Below are 16,126 nucleotides of genomic sequence, written 5' to 3' on the forward strand. Positions count from 1 at the left end.
TAGAAAAACATGAGTTTCTCTACAATCTGAAGACAGGATAATTCCTGTCTCTTTTTATTGCACATGAAAATTCGTTCCATCTGTTGTCTCTTTCACAATCCCTGCACGAATGACAAAATCGCCGAAATGTTCATGTTCTTCTCGTTCTTTTGCGTAGCGGGGGAGAATAGAGCCAAGTTCTTTTAGAATGTCTTCCTCACCCACATTTTCACGGTATAATTTACTTAATCTGCTGCCATCAAATGCGGCACCAAGATACATATTATACTTACCAGGTGATTTTCCGATAAATCCAATCTCTCCAAGCGCATGACGAGCACAACCATTTGGACAACCAGTCATTCGAATGGTGATTTCTTTATCACTTAATCCGTTTTCTTCCACGATGTCTTCGATTTTATCAATCAATCGTGGAAGGTAGCGCTCTGCTTCAGCCATCGCTAAACCGCAAGTTGGCAAAGAGACACAAGCCATTGAGCTGCGGCGCAGGGCAGAATGCTGCTGGCCGTCTGATAAACCAAACTTCTGAATGAGCTGTTCGATTTGTTTCTTTTTATGAGTTGTCACATTCCCAATGATTAAATTCTGATTGGCGGTTAGACGGAAGTCACCCGTATGCACCTTGGCAATTTCACGGATGCCTGTCATCAGCGGATAATCATTATAATCTGTGATGCGTCCGCCTTCTACAAACATCGTATAATGCCATCTGCCATTAATGCCTTTTACCCAGCCATAACGGTCACCGTTATGATCAAAGTGATAGTCCTTTGCCTCTAAAAGAGTAAACCCAAGACGGCGCTCAAGTTCTTCTTTTACATTCTCAAGACCAAGGCGGTCCACCGTATATTTAAAGCGGGCATTTTTTCGGACGGAACGGTTTCCGTAGTCACGTTGAATGGTGATGACTTGTTTGGCAATTTCTACGACTTGTTCAGGTGTACAAAAGCCGATGACCTTTGCAAGCTGCGGATAAGTCGCTGTATCACCATGCGTCATACCCATTCCGCCGCCAATTGCGACATTAAAACCGACCAGTTGATCGTTTTCTATAATGGCAATGAAGCCTAGATCCTGCGAAAAAACATCAATGTCATTAGCAGGAGGGACGGCCACGCCAATTTTGAATTTCCTTGGCAAATAAAGCGGACCATACATCGGTTCAACCTCAGTGTCAGGTGTTGCTGCTACCTTTTCCTCATCAAGCCAAATCTCATGATAGGCTCTTGTTTGTGGAAGTAAGTCATCACTTAATTTTTTTGCCAGCTCGTACACGTCATGATGCACTTCAGATTGATAAGGATTCGATGTACACATGACATTCCGGTTCACATCGCCGCAAGCTGCGATCGTATCAAGCATAGTAGAATGAATGTCTTGAATGGTCTTTTTCATATTCCATTTTAAAATACCGTGAAGCTGAAAGGTTTCACGAGTAGTCAGCTTTAACGTACCGTTTCCGTATTTGTGAGCAAGCTCATCCATCACAAGCCACTGCTTAGATGTGGCGATTCCGCCAGGCAGACGGACACGCAACATAAATTGATAGGCAGGCTCAAGCTTTTGTTTTTGTCGTTCATTTCTCAGATCACGATCATCTTGTAAGTAGCTGCCGTGATGCTTCATCAGTCGGTTGTCATCATCCGGAATTCCCGCTGAGATCGGATCAAGCATCACTTCTTTTAACGTACCCCGTAAATAATCACTTTTTTCTTTGATTTCCTCTACGTCGCTCGGAGGTCCATCCGGCGCTGTTAATGCTGTCTTCACCATGTAAGTAAAAGCTCCTTTCTTTCAAGCATCAAATCAATAAACGTCACGCTGATAGCGTTTTTGTTGCTGTAAGTTGGCAAGATAGCTTTCTGCTTTTTCTTTGCTCATCGCACCTTCTTCTTGAATGATGGATAGAAGGGTATTGTGGACATCATGCGCCATATGCTTTTCATCTCCGCAAATATACACGTAAGCACCTTGCTCAAGCCATTCAAATAATTCTTTGCTTTGTTTCTTCATTTGGTGCTGGACATATACTTTTTCCTCAGTATCTCTTGAAAAAGCCACGTCCATTTTCGTTAAGACGCCATCCTTTAACCACTTTTGCCATTCCGTTTGGTATAAGAAATCCGTCACAAAATGCTGATCACCGAAGAATAACCATGACTTTCCGTTTGCACCCATTTCCTCACGCTCCTGCATAAATGAACGGAAAGGGGCGATGCCTGTGCCTGGTCCTACCATAATGATCGGTGTATCTGGATCTTGAGGAAGCTTAAAGTTTTGGTTGTGCTGAATATAAACAGGTAACGTATCACCTGGCTGCAGGCGCTCTGCACATAAAATCGAACAGACACCTTGGCGTTCTCTGCCATGCGCATCATATCTGACAGCCCCTATCGTCAAATGAACCTCTTCGTCATTTGCTTTGAGACTGCTTGCAATGGAATAAAGGCGTGCAGGGATTTTTCTTAAAATGGACGTGAATTCTGCGGCGGTTCCTTCAAAAGGACCGAAATCACGAGCCGCATCTACTAGGTCCCGGCCTGCGATATATTCTTTCAGTTTTTCTTCGTTTCCTTCTTCTAAAAGGGCATGCAAGGATTCACTTTTTGTCAGTGCAGCGATCTTTTGAAGAAGTGGTTTTGTTAAAACCGTGATCTCAAAATGCGAGGTGAGTGCTTCTTTTAAAGGAAGAGTGTCTCCGTTTTTATGAACGGTGACGGCTTCTTCTTCATTCCATCCGCATGTTTGAATCAGTTCATCGACAAGTGCAGGATCATTTGTCGGGTAAATGCCAAGGCTGTCACCTGGCTCATACACGAGGCCCGATCCTTCAAGAGAAAGCTCTAAGTGACGTGTTTCTTTATTAGATCCACGCCCATTTAGGTTGATATTTTCAAGAACTTCAGCATAAAAAGGATTCGTTCTTGAATATTCAGAAACGGCTTGATTGTTGGCTCCCGCTGATTCTTGCGGCAGTGATACAGCTTCACCTTCACTCAAAGAAGAGGAAACGCCTTGAAGCCATTCTGAAAACGGCTCATCATAATCAAGGTCACAATCCACTCGGTCAAACAGGCGAGTACCGCCAAGTTCTTCGAAGCGTTCATCAAATTCTTTTCCTGTCTGACAGAAGAATTCGTATGAGCTGTCACCTAATGAAAGGACAGAAAAGCTTAAATGATCGAGCTTTGGCGCACGTCTGCCGTGAACATATTCATGGAACGAAAGGGCATTATCCGGCGGATCTCCTTCGCCATGTGTGCTGACAATGACCAGTAAATTGTTTATTTTTTTCAGATTATTCGGTTTAAAATCGGACATAGAAGAGAGCGTCACTTGAAAGCCTTTCTCTTCAAGATGCTGGGCTGTCTTTTTTGCTAACCCTTCGGAATTGCCTGTTTGCGACCCATAAAGCACGGTCACATCTTTGCTCACAGGCTGGACAGGTGCTGCGGCAGAAGGCGCCGAAGTGACAGCTTCTGAGCCGGCAAGCGCTGCCTGCGCTGATAAATAACCAGTAAGCCAAATTTTTTGCTGATCTGTTAAAGTCGGAAGCAGCTGATTGAGTAACTCTGCCTGCTCCTGGCTAAACGGACTGTTCAATACATGAAGTTGCAACAATATCCACCTCACAAGGAATATAAACATAGATTAATTCGATAGGAATTATATATATAGGTTTAATTTGAACTTTACCGAAAGTTTGCCATTAAGTAAAATATATAATATTGATTGTCATGATTAAGATTTCTAATGACAAAACACGGATGAATAGGGGAGAGGGCACAAAAAAAGGAAAACGGATCACCGTTTTCCTCTTTTTCGCCTGACTTACGCCGTTGGAAGTCCCATCACAGCTTTCACTTCTAAATATTCCTCGATACCGAAGTCTCCCCATTCTCTTCCGATACCTGATTGCTTAAAGCCTCCAAATGGGGCAAAGTAATCTGTTTCTGCATTGTTAATGGTGATTTGACCGGCACGAATATGTTCAGCGACATATTTTAATGTTTTTTCATCTTGACCAACAACATAGCCGGCAAGACCATACACTGTATCGTTGGCGATCTCAAGGGCATGATCGAGGTCTTGATACGTGATCACACTCATGACTGGCCCAAAGATTTCTTCTTGCGCAATGGTCATATCATTTTTCACATTGGTGAAAATGGTATGCTTGGCGAAATATCCTTTATCGATTCCGTCTGGCTTTCCAGTTCCCCCAGCAAGAAGGGTAGCACCTTCTTCGATTCCTTTTTCAATATAAGATTGCACCGTATCCCACTGCTTTTTAGAAACAAGCGGGCCAGTAGCGTGATCTTCTCTTGGATCACCAACTGTAAACTTCGGCAGGGCGTTCAGCAGCGCTTTTTCAAACTTGTCTTTCATTGATTCTGGAATCAGCACACGTGTAGCTGCAGAACACACTTGACCTGTATTCATTGCAATATGATGAATGGCTGTTTCTGCTGCTTCGTCCACATCTGCATCGTCTAAGACGATAAGAGGGGATTTTCCGCCAAGCTCAAGTGCTACTTTCTTCACATTGTCTGCTGCGTTTTCCATAATTTTCGAGCCGACGGCACCTGATCCTGTAAATGAAACGAAGTCAATATCAGGGTGTGAGCTAATGCCGTCGCCAATCACGTCACCCGTTCCGTTTACTAAGTTGAAGACTCCTTTCGGTACACCTGCTTCATCAATAATTTCTGCAAGAATCATCGCAGCAAAAGGGGTAATTTCCGCTGGCTTTAAGACAACTGGTGAACCTGCCGCAATGGCACCCGCAATTTTAAGAGATGTCTGATTCGTCGGGAAGTTCCACGGTGTAATTAATCCACTGACACCAATCGCCTCTTTTATAATCGTATGTCCACCACGATCTTCGGTAAATGTATAAGATTTCAGTGCTTCCGCTGCTTTAGAAAAATGTTCATAACCCATTTTGTAATGAACTTCTTCGGACACTTTCAGCGGTGCACCAAGCTCTTTTGTCATCACTTCTACAAGTTCATCCTTGCGTTTTTCGTACCCGCGCACAATGTTTTCCAGCATTTCTACTCGTTCATTTCGAGATGTTTTTGAGAAAGAAGGGAAGGCGGCTCGGGCTGCTTTGACTGCCTTATCTAAATCTTCTTTCGTTCCTAAACTAATGGTGCCAATGACTTCCTCTGTCGCAGGGTTAATGACCTCCGTCGTTTCGTTTCCTGTTGATGCGACCCATTCTCCATTAATAAAGTGTTTCTCTTGATTTCTCATTCTGACATGTCTCCTTTTTATGTGTGATTCAATCCATTATTTTGTTTTCAGCTGATATAAAACTGTACCCACTGTGAAAAATCTAAAACAGAGAAACTGCATAAGAAAAAGTTTCTGATATAATACGCAAAGTGGGACATATGTCCTTTTCAACATGAGGGCATCTATCATTTAATGGAACTAGACTGAAAAAAGAAGGAGCTTTTGAACGAATGAAAGGTGTTATTTTCGCATTATTAGGAGGCGCTTGTATTACACTGCAAGGCGTAGCCAACGCCAGAATTAGTCAAGATATCGGGACGTGGCAGGCGGCAACGATCACGCAGCTGACAGGGTTTATCATCTCTCTCGTCATTTTACTCATCGTACGGGATGGCCACTTTAAGGAATACAAAAAAGTGCAGCCTCTTTATTTAATTGGAGGTGCATTTGCAGCCATTATTATCTTTAATGAGGTCACTGCCATTCAAATCATTGGTGTGACACTCACCATCGCTGCTTTACTTATCGCACAGCTTGCGTTTACCTTTGCCATCGATGCAAAAGGATGGTTTGGTGTTCAGAAGAAAAAAATGAAATGGCCCCATTATGCAGGCATCTTTTTAATGATTGCAGGCGTCATCATCTTAAAACTATAAAGGAGGGCATCAGATGGAGGAGCTGCATGATGAATCTCTTTTTTCCTCTTATATGAAGACGCATCAGTTACAGAATGTCTTTCATCAAAAACTCATCTCACATGTGAGCTTGTGGCGCTATCAGCAAGGTGAGCTGATTTGTTCAAAAGGGGATAAAAGGGAGTATATGTACTTGCTGGTGAAAGGAAAATTAAAGATTTTCACCACCACAAAGGAAGGAAAAACATTTATTCTTTGCTTTAAAAACCCACTTGAAGCGATTGGAGATATTGAATACGTTCAGCAGACAGATATGGTCAATACAGTTGAAGCCGTTACAGAAGTACATATGCTCAGGATTTCTCATCAAGCCCTCATGCGGCATGCAAAGGACGATCCACGAGTTTTAACCTTTTTGCTCAAGGGCATCACAAACAAATTTTATACAAAATCAAATGATTTAAGCTTCCACCTTTTATACCCTGTAGAGGTCAGGCTTGCAAGCTATTTATTGTCTGTTTTAACAGGTGATGATGACGCGCACGCACGGCCGCTTCGCCTCACGGATGCAGCGAGCTTAATTGGAACAAGCTACCGCCATATTAATCGGGTCATTCAGCAGTTCCAAGAAAAAGGGCTGATTGAAAGGCGAAGAGGAAAGATTACGATTTGTGATCAAAAAGGGCTTTTAGAAATAGCAGAACACAACATTTATGAATAGAAGAAACGAAGGGACTTATATATGATCATAGGAATAATATTAGCTGTCACTGCTGGGGCACTTGTCAGCTTACAAACCATTTTTAATAGTAAAGTTAATGAGCATACAGGCTCTTGGTCAACAACGACGCTAGTTCTAGGAATGGGCTTTATTGCTTCACTTTTGATGGGTCTTTTGTTAGAAGGAACCGGCATGTTTCAATTAAGGCATATGGAAGCCTGGTACTGGATAAGCGGAGCCATCGGGGTAGGCGTTGTCATCTGTCTTGTTCAGAGCATCAAACGTCTCGGTCCCACTTATGGAATCTCGATTGTTCTCACCTCCCAGCTAGGTTGTGCGCTTCTATTTGATTCGCTTGGCTGGCTTGGGTTAGAAAAAGTAACATTTTCTTTTACAAAATTATTAGGTGTACTTGTCATTGTGGCTGGAATCCTCGTATTTAAGTTAACCAAGCTTGAACCAGTAGAAGAGGAGCAGTCAAGAGAAAAAGGGCTGCCACAAAAGTAGCTACCCTTTTATTTAAATCAACCGCCGCCATAAAACCGTTATGGTAGATAAACCAGTTAAAAGGAGCCTTTTCATGAAAGGCTTTTTTTTCTGTCCATAGTCGCTTGCTTTATATTCTGTTCGATCTTTCGCTACGAGAACACTATAAGCGATTTTTCGTTCGATTGCTTCCGTAAGAGATAACGCAAATGGTGCACTATCAATCACCAAAATCGATTCAGTATTTAAAAAGCTGGATCTTGCATCTAGATTATATGTTCCAATAATACTTAAGTTATCATCAATGACCATTGATTTGGCGTGAATTGAATACGGCCCTTGATATTCATACAAATGAACACCCGTTTTCATGAGTTCCTTTTTCGTGCTTAAATATCCTGCAAATGCTAAAGGGTTTGGTGTCGCTGTAAGAGAATTCGTCACGATCGTCGTTTGAATATCACTTGGTAATGGCGTGAGTCCGTCTTTCATTGGCCGTGTCGGTATGACATAAGGCGTCTGGATCAGAACCGAACGCTTTGACCGCTGTGCGAGATCGTTTAACTTTTTCAAGACGAGCGGACGTTTATTTAAGCGTTCCACTGGATTTGTGAAAAATGCAATCTGTTTTGCACGAATGGCGTCTTTTGCCCAATCATATGTGGACGTGACAAAGGGTTCTTTTGTACGAATGGCTTCCTGATAAGATCTTAGCAGCTGTTTTCTTAGCTTTTTTCCTTTTTTCGCTTTTGCCTTGGAAAATACATCTTTCGTTCTTTTCGTAAAATCATGATTCCACAAATAAACGAAATACTGCTCCATTTCATCTAATACTTTTCCCCTTTTGGCGTTGTACAGCAGCACATCTCGGTCATACGCAAAGTCTTTCGGGGGCTGATCTGCAAAGTATTTATCACCAATATTTCTGCCGCCCATGACAGCGACCCTGCCATCTGCCAAAAGAAGCTTATCGTGAAGGCGGTTATGCCACGTCCATGGCTTGAACAAACGAAAAGGCTCATAAAAACGAATGGCCATATTCGGGTGATTCGCCACAGCGTAACGCAAATGCTTCAGCGGTCCACGCAGGCTATGGCAAATGCCATCTAACAACAGCTGAACTTTTACTCCTCGATCAGCCGCTTCAATTAAAGCACCAAGCACCCATTCGGCGGTTTTTCCTTTTTGAATGGAATAATAACTCAAACGAATGTTCTTTTTAGCCTCGCGAATCATTTGAACTCTCACTTGACCTGATTCAAACCCATCATCAAGCAGCATGACTTGATTTATGCCTTGGTCGTCTCCTGAGATGGAAGAGGCTTTATAGATGCAATGTTCTTTACATGTTTTTTGAAACGGTAAATAAAACAAGACAAATGCGGTCAAAAATACATACACCACATATAAAAGGATCAGAAAAAACAAGAATTGAAGCACAGTGATCAACTCCTTTCACACAAACCGTTCTTTTTCTTAGCTTATGTTAAAAACAAAATTTCACTCATTCAGCTTTCTAATGAAAAATACAGGATAAAAGAATCACCTTGTTTTCATAGGGCATTTAATTATAGTATGAAATGAGTAAGGGGGAATCGCATTGAATGAACCATTATTTAACATACCAAGTGATGTGTATCAAACGTTAAGTGAAACAGAACGTTATTTACTGCATTATATTCACCAGCATTTAGAGGATATCTCCACCTTATCCATCGTCACATTAAGTGAAAGAGCCAACGTGTCGACAGCGACCATCGTCAGACTGATGAAGAAAATCGGATACAATGGCTATACATCCTTTAAATATCGATTGAAACAAGAAAAGAAAATGACAGATGATAGTGATCAACTAAAAAATATTGACGAAGACATCAAACTAGCCATTCGAAAAAATGAAGAAGAGGTCTTAAAGACGATTCAACTGCAGAGTATTGGGCAAATTGAGGATGCAGTTCAAAAAATCCACGATGCGGACAAAATTTATATTTTTGGCAGAGGCTTCTCAGAGATGATCGCCAAAGAGATGACCATCAAATTGCAGCTCATCGGAAAAACATGTGAAGTTCATGACGACCCGAATATCATTCGGCTCAAATCGCGTGACATTGATAAAAACGAACTTGCCATCTTTGTCTCATTAAATGGAGAAACGTCGGAACTAGTAGAAGCCTGCCAAAACCTCAGTATGAAGCAAGTCACGACCATTACTGTCACAACTAGAATTGATTCTACATTAAGTAAAATATCAGATATGACACTCGTCGGATATAAAGGGGAACAATCATTCTTCCCAGATTACGAAGTCAGGTCCCGCCTGTCTCTTCATGTCATTGCCCGCATTTTACTAGACGCCTATGTGATTCGGATGAAATAAACACTCAAAAAGCCTTCCACACTTCATGATGGGAGGCTTTTTACCGTGAAAACCTTTACACAATCTGAAAACATTTTCACTGAATCGTATGAGATACTTTCTTTAGAGAAAAGAAAGAAGGTGAAACCAATTGATTTATACCTGCACCTTAAATCCTGCTATTGACCTATATATTGCATTAAAAGAAATGCGGGCAGATACAGTCAACCGCACGGAAGATGAGGATTATCAGCCGAACGGAAAAGGTGTTAATGTGTCCATTATGCTAAAGAAATATGGCTTCACCAGCACTGCATTAGGATTTATTGCTGGGTTTTCAGGTTCATATATTGAACAATCGTTAAACGATCTCTCCATTCAAACCGATTTTATCCCAGTGGATGGGATTACACGCATTAATGTATTTATTAACACAACGGAAGAATACAAGCTTGTGAATCAAGGACCCGCTATAGAGGCAAAAGCGCTTGATGCCTTTCGCCAAAAAATCTCGACCATTCCAAAAGGCAGCATCTTCATTATGTCAGGTAGTCTACCTAAAGGCGTCCCTGCCAGCATTTTCTCAGAGATAGCCGCTATTTGTCATCAAAACAACGTGAAATTTATTTTAGACACAAGCTCTAAAGCAGCTTTAGAAACACTTCAATACAAACCATATTTACTAAAACCAAATGAAGAAGAAATGGCCGCATTTTTTGGAAAAACCCATCGATTATCAGAAACAGAACTCGTTGAATCAGGGCGAAAGCTGATCGAGATGGGTGCAGAGCAAGTACTCATTTCCCGAGGAGGGGAAGGAGCTCTATTCCTTACAAACGAAGCCGTATTAAAAGGAAATGCACCAATAGGAACGGTCGTAAACACGGCTTGTTCTGGTGATGCCATGCTCGCTGCATTCCTAAGTAAACAGCTGGAAGGACAACCTCATGAAGAATGCTTACGCTACGGCATTGCAACAGGGGCATCTACCGCCTTTTCAAAAGGGTTAAGTGATTTACATGACATTGATTCATTAATTGAGCAAATACACATTCAGAACATATAAGGGGGAGTTCACATGAGCCGCAAGAAAATTGTCGCTGCCACTGGCTGTCCAACAGGCATTGCGCATACATTTATGGCAGCTGAGGCATTAAAAATCGCAGCTGAGCAATTAGGGGTCGACATCAAAGTTGAAACGCATGGTCAAGTAGGAATTGAAAACGCTTTAACTGATCAAGACATTTTGGAAGCAGATGGCGTTATTGTTGCAGCGGACAAAGATGTGAATACAGATCGTTTTCACGGCAAACCACTCATTGAAGTGCCTGTAGCAAAGGGTATCCGCACACCAAATGAACTGATTCAAGGCATTATCAATGGAGAAGCCCCCGTTCATCAAGTGAAAGGAAGAGCTTCTGGAACAGAAAAACCATCTGCGCCTTCATTAGCTCAACAAAAGTCAGCGAATAAGTGGATACACACCATCTATAAGCATTTAATGAACGGTGTATCACACATGCTTCCATTTGTTGTTGGGGGCGGGGTCTTAATTGCTTTATCTTTTCTATTCGGTATTTACTCAGCTGATCCTCAGCATGAAACGTATCATCCGTTTGCTGCCTACTTGAAAAACATTGGCGGACTCGGCTTTAGCTTAATGGTGCCTATTTTAGCAGCATTTATCGCTGATTCAATCGCGAAACGCCCAGGGATGGTTGTCGGATTTATCGGTGGCTTGCTTGCAAACGATGGAGGCGCTGGATTCTTAGGTGGTATTATCGCAGGTTTTGCAGCAGGGTATATCATCGTACTTCTTCAATTCCTGCTTCAAAAATTACCAGCATCACTTGACGGATTAAAATCAATTTTCATCTATCCTGTTATCGGTATTTTCTTAATTGGGGCTGTCATGACCCCGCTATTAGTTCCAATCACAGGGCTAAATCATTCATTAATGGATTTTCTCTCATCAGTTCAATCCACAAATCCATTGCTTTTAGGTTTAATTGTTGGAGCCATGTGTGGATTTGATATGGGAGGACCTTTTAACAAAGCAGCCTATGTCACAGGAACGGCTTTACTCGCAGAAGGTAACCTTTACTTCATGGCAGGGGTGTCAGCAGCATGTATCACACCGCCGCTTATCATTGCGATTGCCACAACGATTTTCCGAAAACATTTCACACCACAAGAACGAAATGCTGGGATGATCAACTATATTCTCGGAGCGACTCATATTACCGAAGGAGCCATTCCATTTGCAGCCAAAAACCCAGTCGTTGTCCTGCCAATTATCATGTTTGGTTCCGCCATCTCTGCTATATTGACGTATCTCTTTGGCGTACAAGTTCCTGCTCCGCACGGTGGATTCCTTGTCCTTCCAGTCGTCACAGGCGCATTTCAGTGGGTGCTTTCCATACTCATCGGCTCACTTGTAGGTGCGATTCTATACGGACTTTACCGCAAGAAAATAGACAAACCCGCAGTTTAATAGGGAGGAAGAGAAATGATGGAACATATTTATATGAATCTACATGAAACAGCTTCTTCACAGGCTGGCGTTTTCGCAGCCATAGCTGACATTGCCTCTGAAGCAGGGATTTGTACATCTCCTGAGGCAGTCAAAAAAGGACTAGCTGAAAGAGAAGCTCTGAGTACAACCGGCTTTCAAGATGGATTTGCCATTCCGCATACACAGTCAGACGCCATCACAAAACCGGCACTCGTCATCGTCCGTACAGAAACCGGAATCGAATGGGACGCTTTTGATGGGAAGCCTTGCTTTTTCTTCTTATCCTTGCTCATTCCAAAAAGTGAAGCAGGAACCACTCACTTACAAGCACTTTCTGCTCTTTCACGCGGATTAATGGATGAAATGAAACGGCAAAAACTGCTCGAAACAAGAACAAATGAAGAAATGCTCGCTGTATTAAAAACAGATATTTTGACGAGAGAGGATGTTTGACCATGCCTTTACTTTCCACAACACCTATGCTTGAAGCAGCAAAAAAAGAAAAATACGGAATTGTCGCATTCAATGTACATTCCTTTGATAGTATTTACTGGGTACTCGAAACGGCAGCTGAATTAAAATCACCTGTCATTTTGCAAACAACGGTTGGCACGGTCCAATCGCTTGGCGCAAAAGCCATTGCAGATACAGTAAAGGCGGCAGCGGATCAATACCAAATACCAATCGGCCTTCATCTCGATCATTGCACTGATTTTGATGTGATTCTTACTTGTATACGAGCGGGATATACATCCGTGATGATCGATGCTTCCATGCATTCATATGAAGAAAATGTACGCCGCACAAAAGAAGTGGTGGACCTTGCCTTAAAAGTAGGTGTGAATGTAGAAGCCGAGTTAGGCAAGGTAGGCGGGGTAGAAGATGATATTGTCGTGGATGAAAAGGATGCTCAAAAAGCCATTCCATCAGAATGCCGTCAATTTGTAGAAGAAACTAGTGTACCTACTTTAGCACCTGCGATCGGCACGGCCCACGGCATCTATAAAGGGGTGCCGGATATCGACTTTGACCGCATTGAACAAATTGCAGCGCTTGTCGATGTACCGCTTGTCCTTCATGGTGGTTCAGCTGTACCAGATGAGGATGTCAAAAGATGTGTCGCACTCGGTATGGCAAAGGTCAATGTGTCCACTGAACTGAAAAATGCATACTCTGAAGCGATTCGTGATCATTTCTCAAACGAACCTGAAAGCTTAGATCCGCGTATGTATTTACAAAAAGCAAAACAAGCAGCCAAAGACATGGTCACATCTAAAATAAAGATCGTTGGCAGTGAAGGAAAAGCCCAACTTTTATATCAATAAGATGAAAAAAAGCAGAGCCGCATCGCTCTGCTTTTTTTTACATTATTCGCTTTCTTTCATTTCATTTGATGTACGTACTCGTGCATTTCCCATAAATACGACCGTAATCGCCGCAAGTGCAATCGGGAATAAAGCAATCATAAATACATACGTAATACTTTGTGACATCGCATCAATCACTTTATTTAAAATATCAGGCGGAATTTGTGAGCGTGCCCCCTCTTGGAAAATGGCTTGTGGGTCACCAACTTGAGAAGAAGCTCCTTTCATTCCGCTAAAAGCATCTGCTAAACGATTTGTCAGGACATTGGTTTGAATCGTTCCAAAAATCGTCACGCCTAAAGTCATCCCAAGTGATCTCATGAATGAATTGGTAGAATTAGCACTGCCGCGGTAGCGCGGAGAGAGATCATTCATTGAAGCAGATGGTAGAAGGGAGAAGCTAAATCCAACGCCAAAACCTGAAATCATCATAAAGAGCGTAAGCCACAATCTTGCTGTATCAGGCGACATATTGGCAAGCAGCAGCATCCCAGCAAAAAATGAAATCACAGAGATGGTCATTAATCGTCTAAAAGGTACTTTCGTCTGCATCGTTCCGCCAATCATACTGCCAATCACGGACCCAATCATCATCGGTGTTAAAATGAACCCGGCACTTGTTGCAGATTCACCGTACACTGCCTGGACGAAGATAGGAATAAAGACAGCTAGAATAATAAACGTCCCGCCATATAAAAACGCCAAAATTTGAGATGTCGCAAACAAACGATTTTTAAACATCCAAAAAGAAATAATCGGTTCTTCGGCCTTTCGTTCAACAATGAAGAAGATGGTGCCAAAGACAACAAACACAGCAAATAGTGTCAAGATTTGAACAGAATCCCATGCATACGATTTACCGCCAAGCTCAAGGGCGAACATTAAACTGACAACCGCAACGACAAGTGTAATGGCACCTGACCAGTCAATTTTCTGCTTGCGGTGCTCGAGCGATTCTTGATAAAATTTGGCGATCAAGAACACACTGACAATACCGATTGGTACGTTAATATAAAACACCCAATGCCAGCCGATCGAATCCGTAATAATCGCTCCTAACAGCGGGCCTAATACACTGGATAGACCAAAAACTGCACCAAACATACCGGACATTTTCCCGCGCTTTTCTGGCGGGAAGATATCAAAGATAATTGTGAAAGCGATCGGAAGAAGAGCACCGCCTCCAAGTCCTTGAATCGCACGGTAAATAATGAGCTGATCCATTGTTTGTGCGATGCCGCACAGCGCAGATCCAATTAAAAAGAAAATAAGTCCAAACAGAAAAAAACGCTTTCGACCATACATATCTGAAAGCTTTCCATAAATCGGCATACCGGCCATCACTGCCACCATGTAAGAAGCAGTCACCCAAGCAAATTTATCAAAACTGCCCAAATCGGCGACGATGCTTCCCATTGCTGTTGCGACAATGGTGTTGTCCATCGCTGCCATAAAAATCCCTAACAGCAAACCGATGACAACAAAGCGAGTGGATGCCTTGCCTTTATGATCCACGTTATTCATTTCATTTACCTCCTGCTTACGTTCTCTTCACTTTTTTGCTATGATCAAGTTAATTATAAAGTAAGAGAACATTTATCTTGATGATCAAGATAAATTGATTTTAAAGGGAGGAGAACAAGTTGTCAATAAAGAACGACGCAGAAGACAAAGCAGACCTGATCATTCATACGATGAGACGCCTTGCTACACGAACAGTCCTATTTCACCAAGCAGCCGCTCAATCGCTCGGCCTTTTCCCAACAGATCTCAAATCAGCAGATTTGTTAAACGAACTTGGACCACTCACAGCAGGTGAATTAAGTGAAAAAACCGGTCTCAGCTCAGGTGCGGTCACCGCTCTCATTGACCGGTTAGAAAAAGCAGGTTACGTCAAAAGGGAGAAGGACCCAAAAGACAAGCGAAGGGTCATCATTGTTCCATTAACGGCTGGGAAATCACAAGTGAAGGAACTCTTTCAATCTTTATCGGCATCAACTAAACAGCTCACAAACGAATACAAACGAGAAGATTTAGACTTGATCATTCAATTTATTAACGAAGCAGCAGATATTATGGACCAAGAGCTACAATTGCTTAAGTCTAAGTCTTAAGAGAGCATAATGTTAAGGGAGTGCTTTTCTTTGAAAAATAAAATAGTGAGGATATGCTTCTGATCATTTACATATTAAGTACTGTTTTTGTATCTATATTCCTATTTAATGACAAACTTCGTGTTGGTAAAATTGACCTCGTCAATGAATAGGAAGGAGTGAATTCTTCTGGGCAAGATACTTGATGCAAAAGCACTAACCAGTGCCATGGATACAAGGGCAAAACACTATCAGGAACTCCGCGAACAAATGATAGATTTAAAAAAGGCATTACAAGGTGTTGCCAACCTCGGTGACGACTTCACTGGAAAAGGTGCCGATAACATTAAAAGCTTCTATAAAGAACTCGCCGGAAATGTGGACATGTTTATCAGCTTCATTGATAAACAAAAAGCCTTTCATGAAGGTGTTTCTGGGACACTTGATGATACGAGCTTTGGCGGCGATACCTTCGTAGAAGAACACTTTTTAGAGAATGCTGTCCATATGGGTATAAAAAATGCTAAAAGCATTGTAAAAGATCAAAAAAAGGCACTCAAAACGATTTTTCAAGATATTGATGACCTCATTTCACTGAAGGTATTTGATAGCCAAACCTTTGATGAAAAGATCGAAGATGCGGAAGATGAACGAAAAAAGACAGTAAAAGATTTAATAGAGCTTGATCAAAATCTAAAAGATGAATATGCTT

General features: G+C 42.0%; 14 protein-coding genes and 1 pseudogene. 10 read left to right on the plus strand and 5 right to left on the minus strand.

The features are described from left to right. Positions 1-54 precede the first annotated feature (54 nt). The 3 genes from cysI to BA79_RS18445 form a co-directional block, all read right to left on the minus strand. Positions 55-1,773, minus strand: a complete 1,719-nt coding sequence (cysI, locus tag BA79_RS18435; protein WP_035704482.1) for an assimilatory sulfite reductase (NADPH) hemoprotein subunit — start codon at positions 1,771-1,773, stop codon at positions 55-57. Between the two features lie 33 nt (positions 1,774-1,806). Continuing rightward, positions 1,807-3,618, minus strand: a complete 1,812-nt coding sequence (locus BA79_RS18440) for an assimilatory sulfite reductase (NADPH) flavoprotein subunit (RefSeq protein ID WP_035704485.1) — start codon at positions 3,616-3,618, stop codon at positions 1,807-1,809. Positions 3,619-3,831: 213 nt separating this feature from the next. Next, positions 3,832-5,259, minus strand: a complete 1,428-nt coding sequence (locus BA79_RS18445) for an aldehyde dehydrogenase family protein (RefSeq protein ID WP_008343682.1) — start codon at positions 5,257-5,259, stop codon at positions 3,832-3,834. 212 nt (positions 5,260-5,471) lie between these two features. Here BA79_RS18445 and BA79_RS18450 point away from each other — a divergent pair, with 212 nt between their 5' ends. Genes BA79_RS18450 through BA79_RS18460 form a run of 3 tightly spaced genes read left to right on the plus strand, consistent with a single transcriptional unit; the run spans position 5,472 to position 7,104 of the window. Further along, on the plus strand, positions 5,472-5,897 hold the full coding sequence (locus BA79_RS18450) for a DMT family transporter (RefSeq protein ID WP_008343684.1): 426 nt from the start codon (positions 5,472-5,474) through the stop codon (positions 5,895-5,897). A 13-nt stretch (positions 5,898-5,910) separates the two neighbouring features. Next, positions 5,911-6,597 carry a Crp/Fnr family transcriptional regulator gene (locus tag BA79_RS18455; RefSeq protein ID WP_035704488.1) on the plus strand — a complete coding sequence of 229 codons (687 nt, stop codon included), beginning with the start codon at positions 5,911-5,913 and terminating at the stop codon, positions 6,595-6,597. Positions 6,598-6,618: 21 nt separating this feature from the next. Further along, a complete protein-coding gene (locus BA79_RS18460) occupies positions 6,619-7,104 on the plus strand; it encodes a DMT family transporter (RefSeq protein ID WP_024718278.1) in 486 nt (161 codons plus the stop codon). A gap of 12 nt (positions 7,105-7,116) precedes the next feature. Here BA79_RS18460 and BA79_RS18465 read toward each other — a convergent pair whose 3' ends face one another. After that, positions 7,117-8,523: a phospholipase D-like domain-containing protein gene (locus BA79_RS18465; RefSeq protein WP_035704490.1), complete on the minus strand. Its 1,407-nt coding sequence runs from the start codon at positions 8,521-8,523 to the stop codon at positions 7,117-7,119. A 160-nt stretch (positions 8,524-8,683) separates the two neighbouring features. Between BA79_RS18465 and BA79_RS18470 the strand changes: the two genes are divergently transcribed. From BA79_RS18470 to BA79_RS18490, 5 genes are all read left to right on the plus strand, one after another. Next, complete coding sequence (locus tag BA79_RS18470) at positions 8,684-9,460, plus strand: MurR/RpiR family transcriptional regulator (protein ID WP_007499235.1); 777 nt, start codon at positions 8,684-8,686, stop codon at positions 9,458-9,460. A gap of 130 nt (positions 9,461-9,590) precedes the next feature. Next, the gene (gene pfkB / locus BA79_RS18475; protein ID WP_035704493.1) at positions 9,591-10,505 is read left to right on the plus strand and encodes a 1-phosphofructokinase; all 915 of its coding nucleotides are present in this window, start codon (positions 9,591-9,593) and stop codon (positions 10,503-10,505) included. A gap of 12 nt (positions 10,506-10,517) precedes the next feature. Beyond that, positions 10,518-11,933 carry a PTS fructose transporter subunit IIC gene (locus BA79_RS18480; protein WP_035704496.1) on the plus strand — a complete coding sequence of 472 codons (1,416 nt, stop codon included), beginning with the start codon at positions 10,518-10,520 and terminating at the stop codon, positions 11,931-11,933. A 15-nt stretch (positions 11,934-11,948) separates the two neighbouring features. Then, a complete protein-coding gene (locus tag BA79_RS18485; RefSeq protein WP_008343702.1) occupies positions 11,949-12,407 on the plus strand; it encodes a PTS sugar transporter subunit IIA in 459 nt (152 codons plus the stop codon). A gap of 2 nt (positions 12,408-12,409) precedes the next feature. Further along, positions 12,410-13,279 (plus strand): class II fructose-bisphosphate aldolase, encoded by an 870-nt coding sequence (locus BA79_RS18490; protein WP_025207447.1) that lies wholly within the window; start codon positions 12,410-12,412, stop codon positions 13,277-13,279. Here BA79_RS18490 and BA79_RS18495 read toward each other — a convergent pair. After that, positions 13,273-14,845, minus strand: a pseudogene (locus BA79_RS18495) (MDR family MFS transporter). The gene BA79_RS18490 and the pseudogene BA79_RS18495 overlap by 7 nt on opposite strands. A gap of 170 nt (positions 14,846-15,015) precedes the next feature. Here BA79_RS18495 and BA79_RS18500 point away from each other — a divergent pair. Both BA79_RS18500 and BA79_RS18505 read left to right on the plus strand, forming a co-directional pair. After that, positions 15,016-15,435, plus strand: a complete 420-nt coding sequence (locus BA79_RS18500; RefSeq protein WP_046527668.1) for a MarR family winged helix-turn-helix transcriptional regulator — start codon at positions 15,016-15,018, stop codon at positions 15,433-15,435. 207 nt (positions 15,436-15,642) lie between these two features. Then, on the plus strand, positions 15,643-16,126 hold a 484-nt coding region (locus BA79_RS18505), incomplete at its 3' end, for a T7SS effector LXG polymorphic toxin (RefSeq protein ID WP_248596558.1).

Source organism: Bacillus altitudinis 41KF2b (assembly GCF_000691145.1).
Taxonomy (GTDB): domain Bacteria; phylum Bacillota; class Bacilli; order Bacillales; family Bacillaceae; genus Bacillus; species Bacillus altitudinis.

Excerpts from the sequence above, each read along its gene's own strand:
- BA79_RS18455 (WP_035704488.1), top strand. The coding sequence starts at position 5,911 with ATGGAGGAGCTGCATGATGAATCTCTTTTTTCCTCTTATATGAAGACG.
- BA79_RS18445 (WP_008343682.1), bottom strand. The coding sequence starts at position 5,259 with ATGAGAAATCAAGAGAAACACTTTATTAATGGAGAATGGGTCGCATCA.
- cysI (WP_035704482.1), bottom strand. The coding sequence starts at position 1,773 with ATGGTGAAGACAGCATTAACAGCGCCGGATGGACCTCCGAGCGACGTA.
- BA79_RS18480 (WP_035704496.1), top strand. The coding sequence starts at position 10,518 with ATGAGCCGCAAGAAAATTGTCGCTGCCACTGGCTGTCCAACAGGCATT.
- BA79_RS18460 (WP_024718278.1), top strand. The coding sequence starts at position 6,619 with ATGATCATAGGAATAATATTAGCTGTCACTGCTGGGGCACTTGTCAGC.
- BA79_RS18490 (WP_025207447.1), top strand. The coding sequence starts at position 12,410 with ATGCCTTTACTTTCCACAACACCTATGCTTGAAGCAGCAAAAAAAGAA.
- BA79_RS18450 (WP_008343684.1), top strand. The coding sequence starts at position 5,472 with ATGAAAGGTGTTATTTTCGCATTATTAGGAGGCGCTTGTATTACACTG.
- BA79_RS18485 (WP_008343702.1), top strand. The coding sequence starts at position 11,949 with ATGATGGAACATATTTATATGAATCTACATGAAACAGCTTCTTCACAG.
- BA79_RS18500 (WP_046527668.1), top strand. The coding sequence starts at position 15,016 with ATGAGACGCCTTGCTACACGAACAGTCCTATTTCACCAAGCAGCCGCT.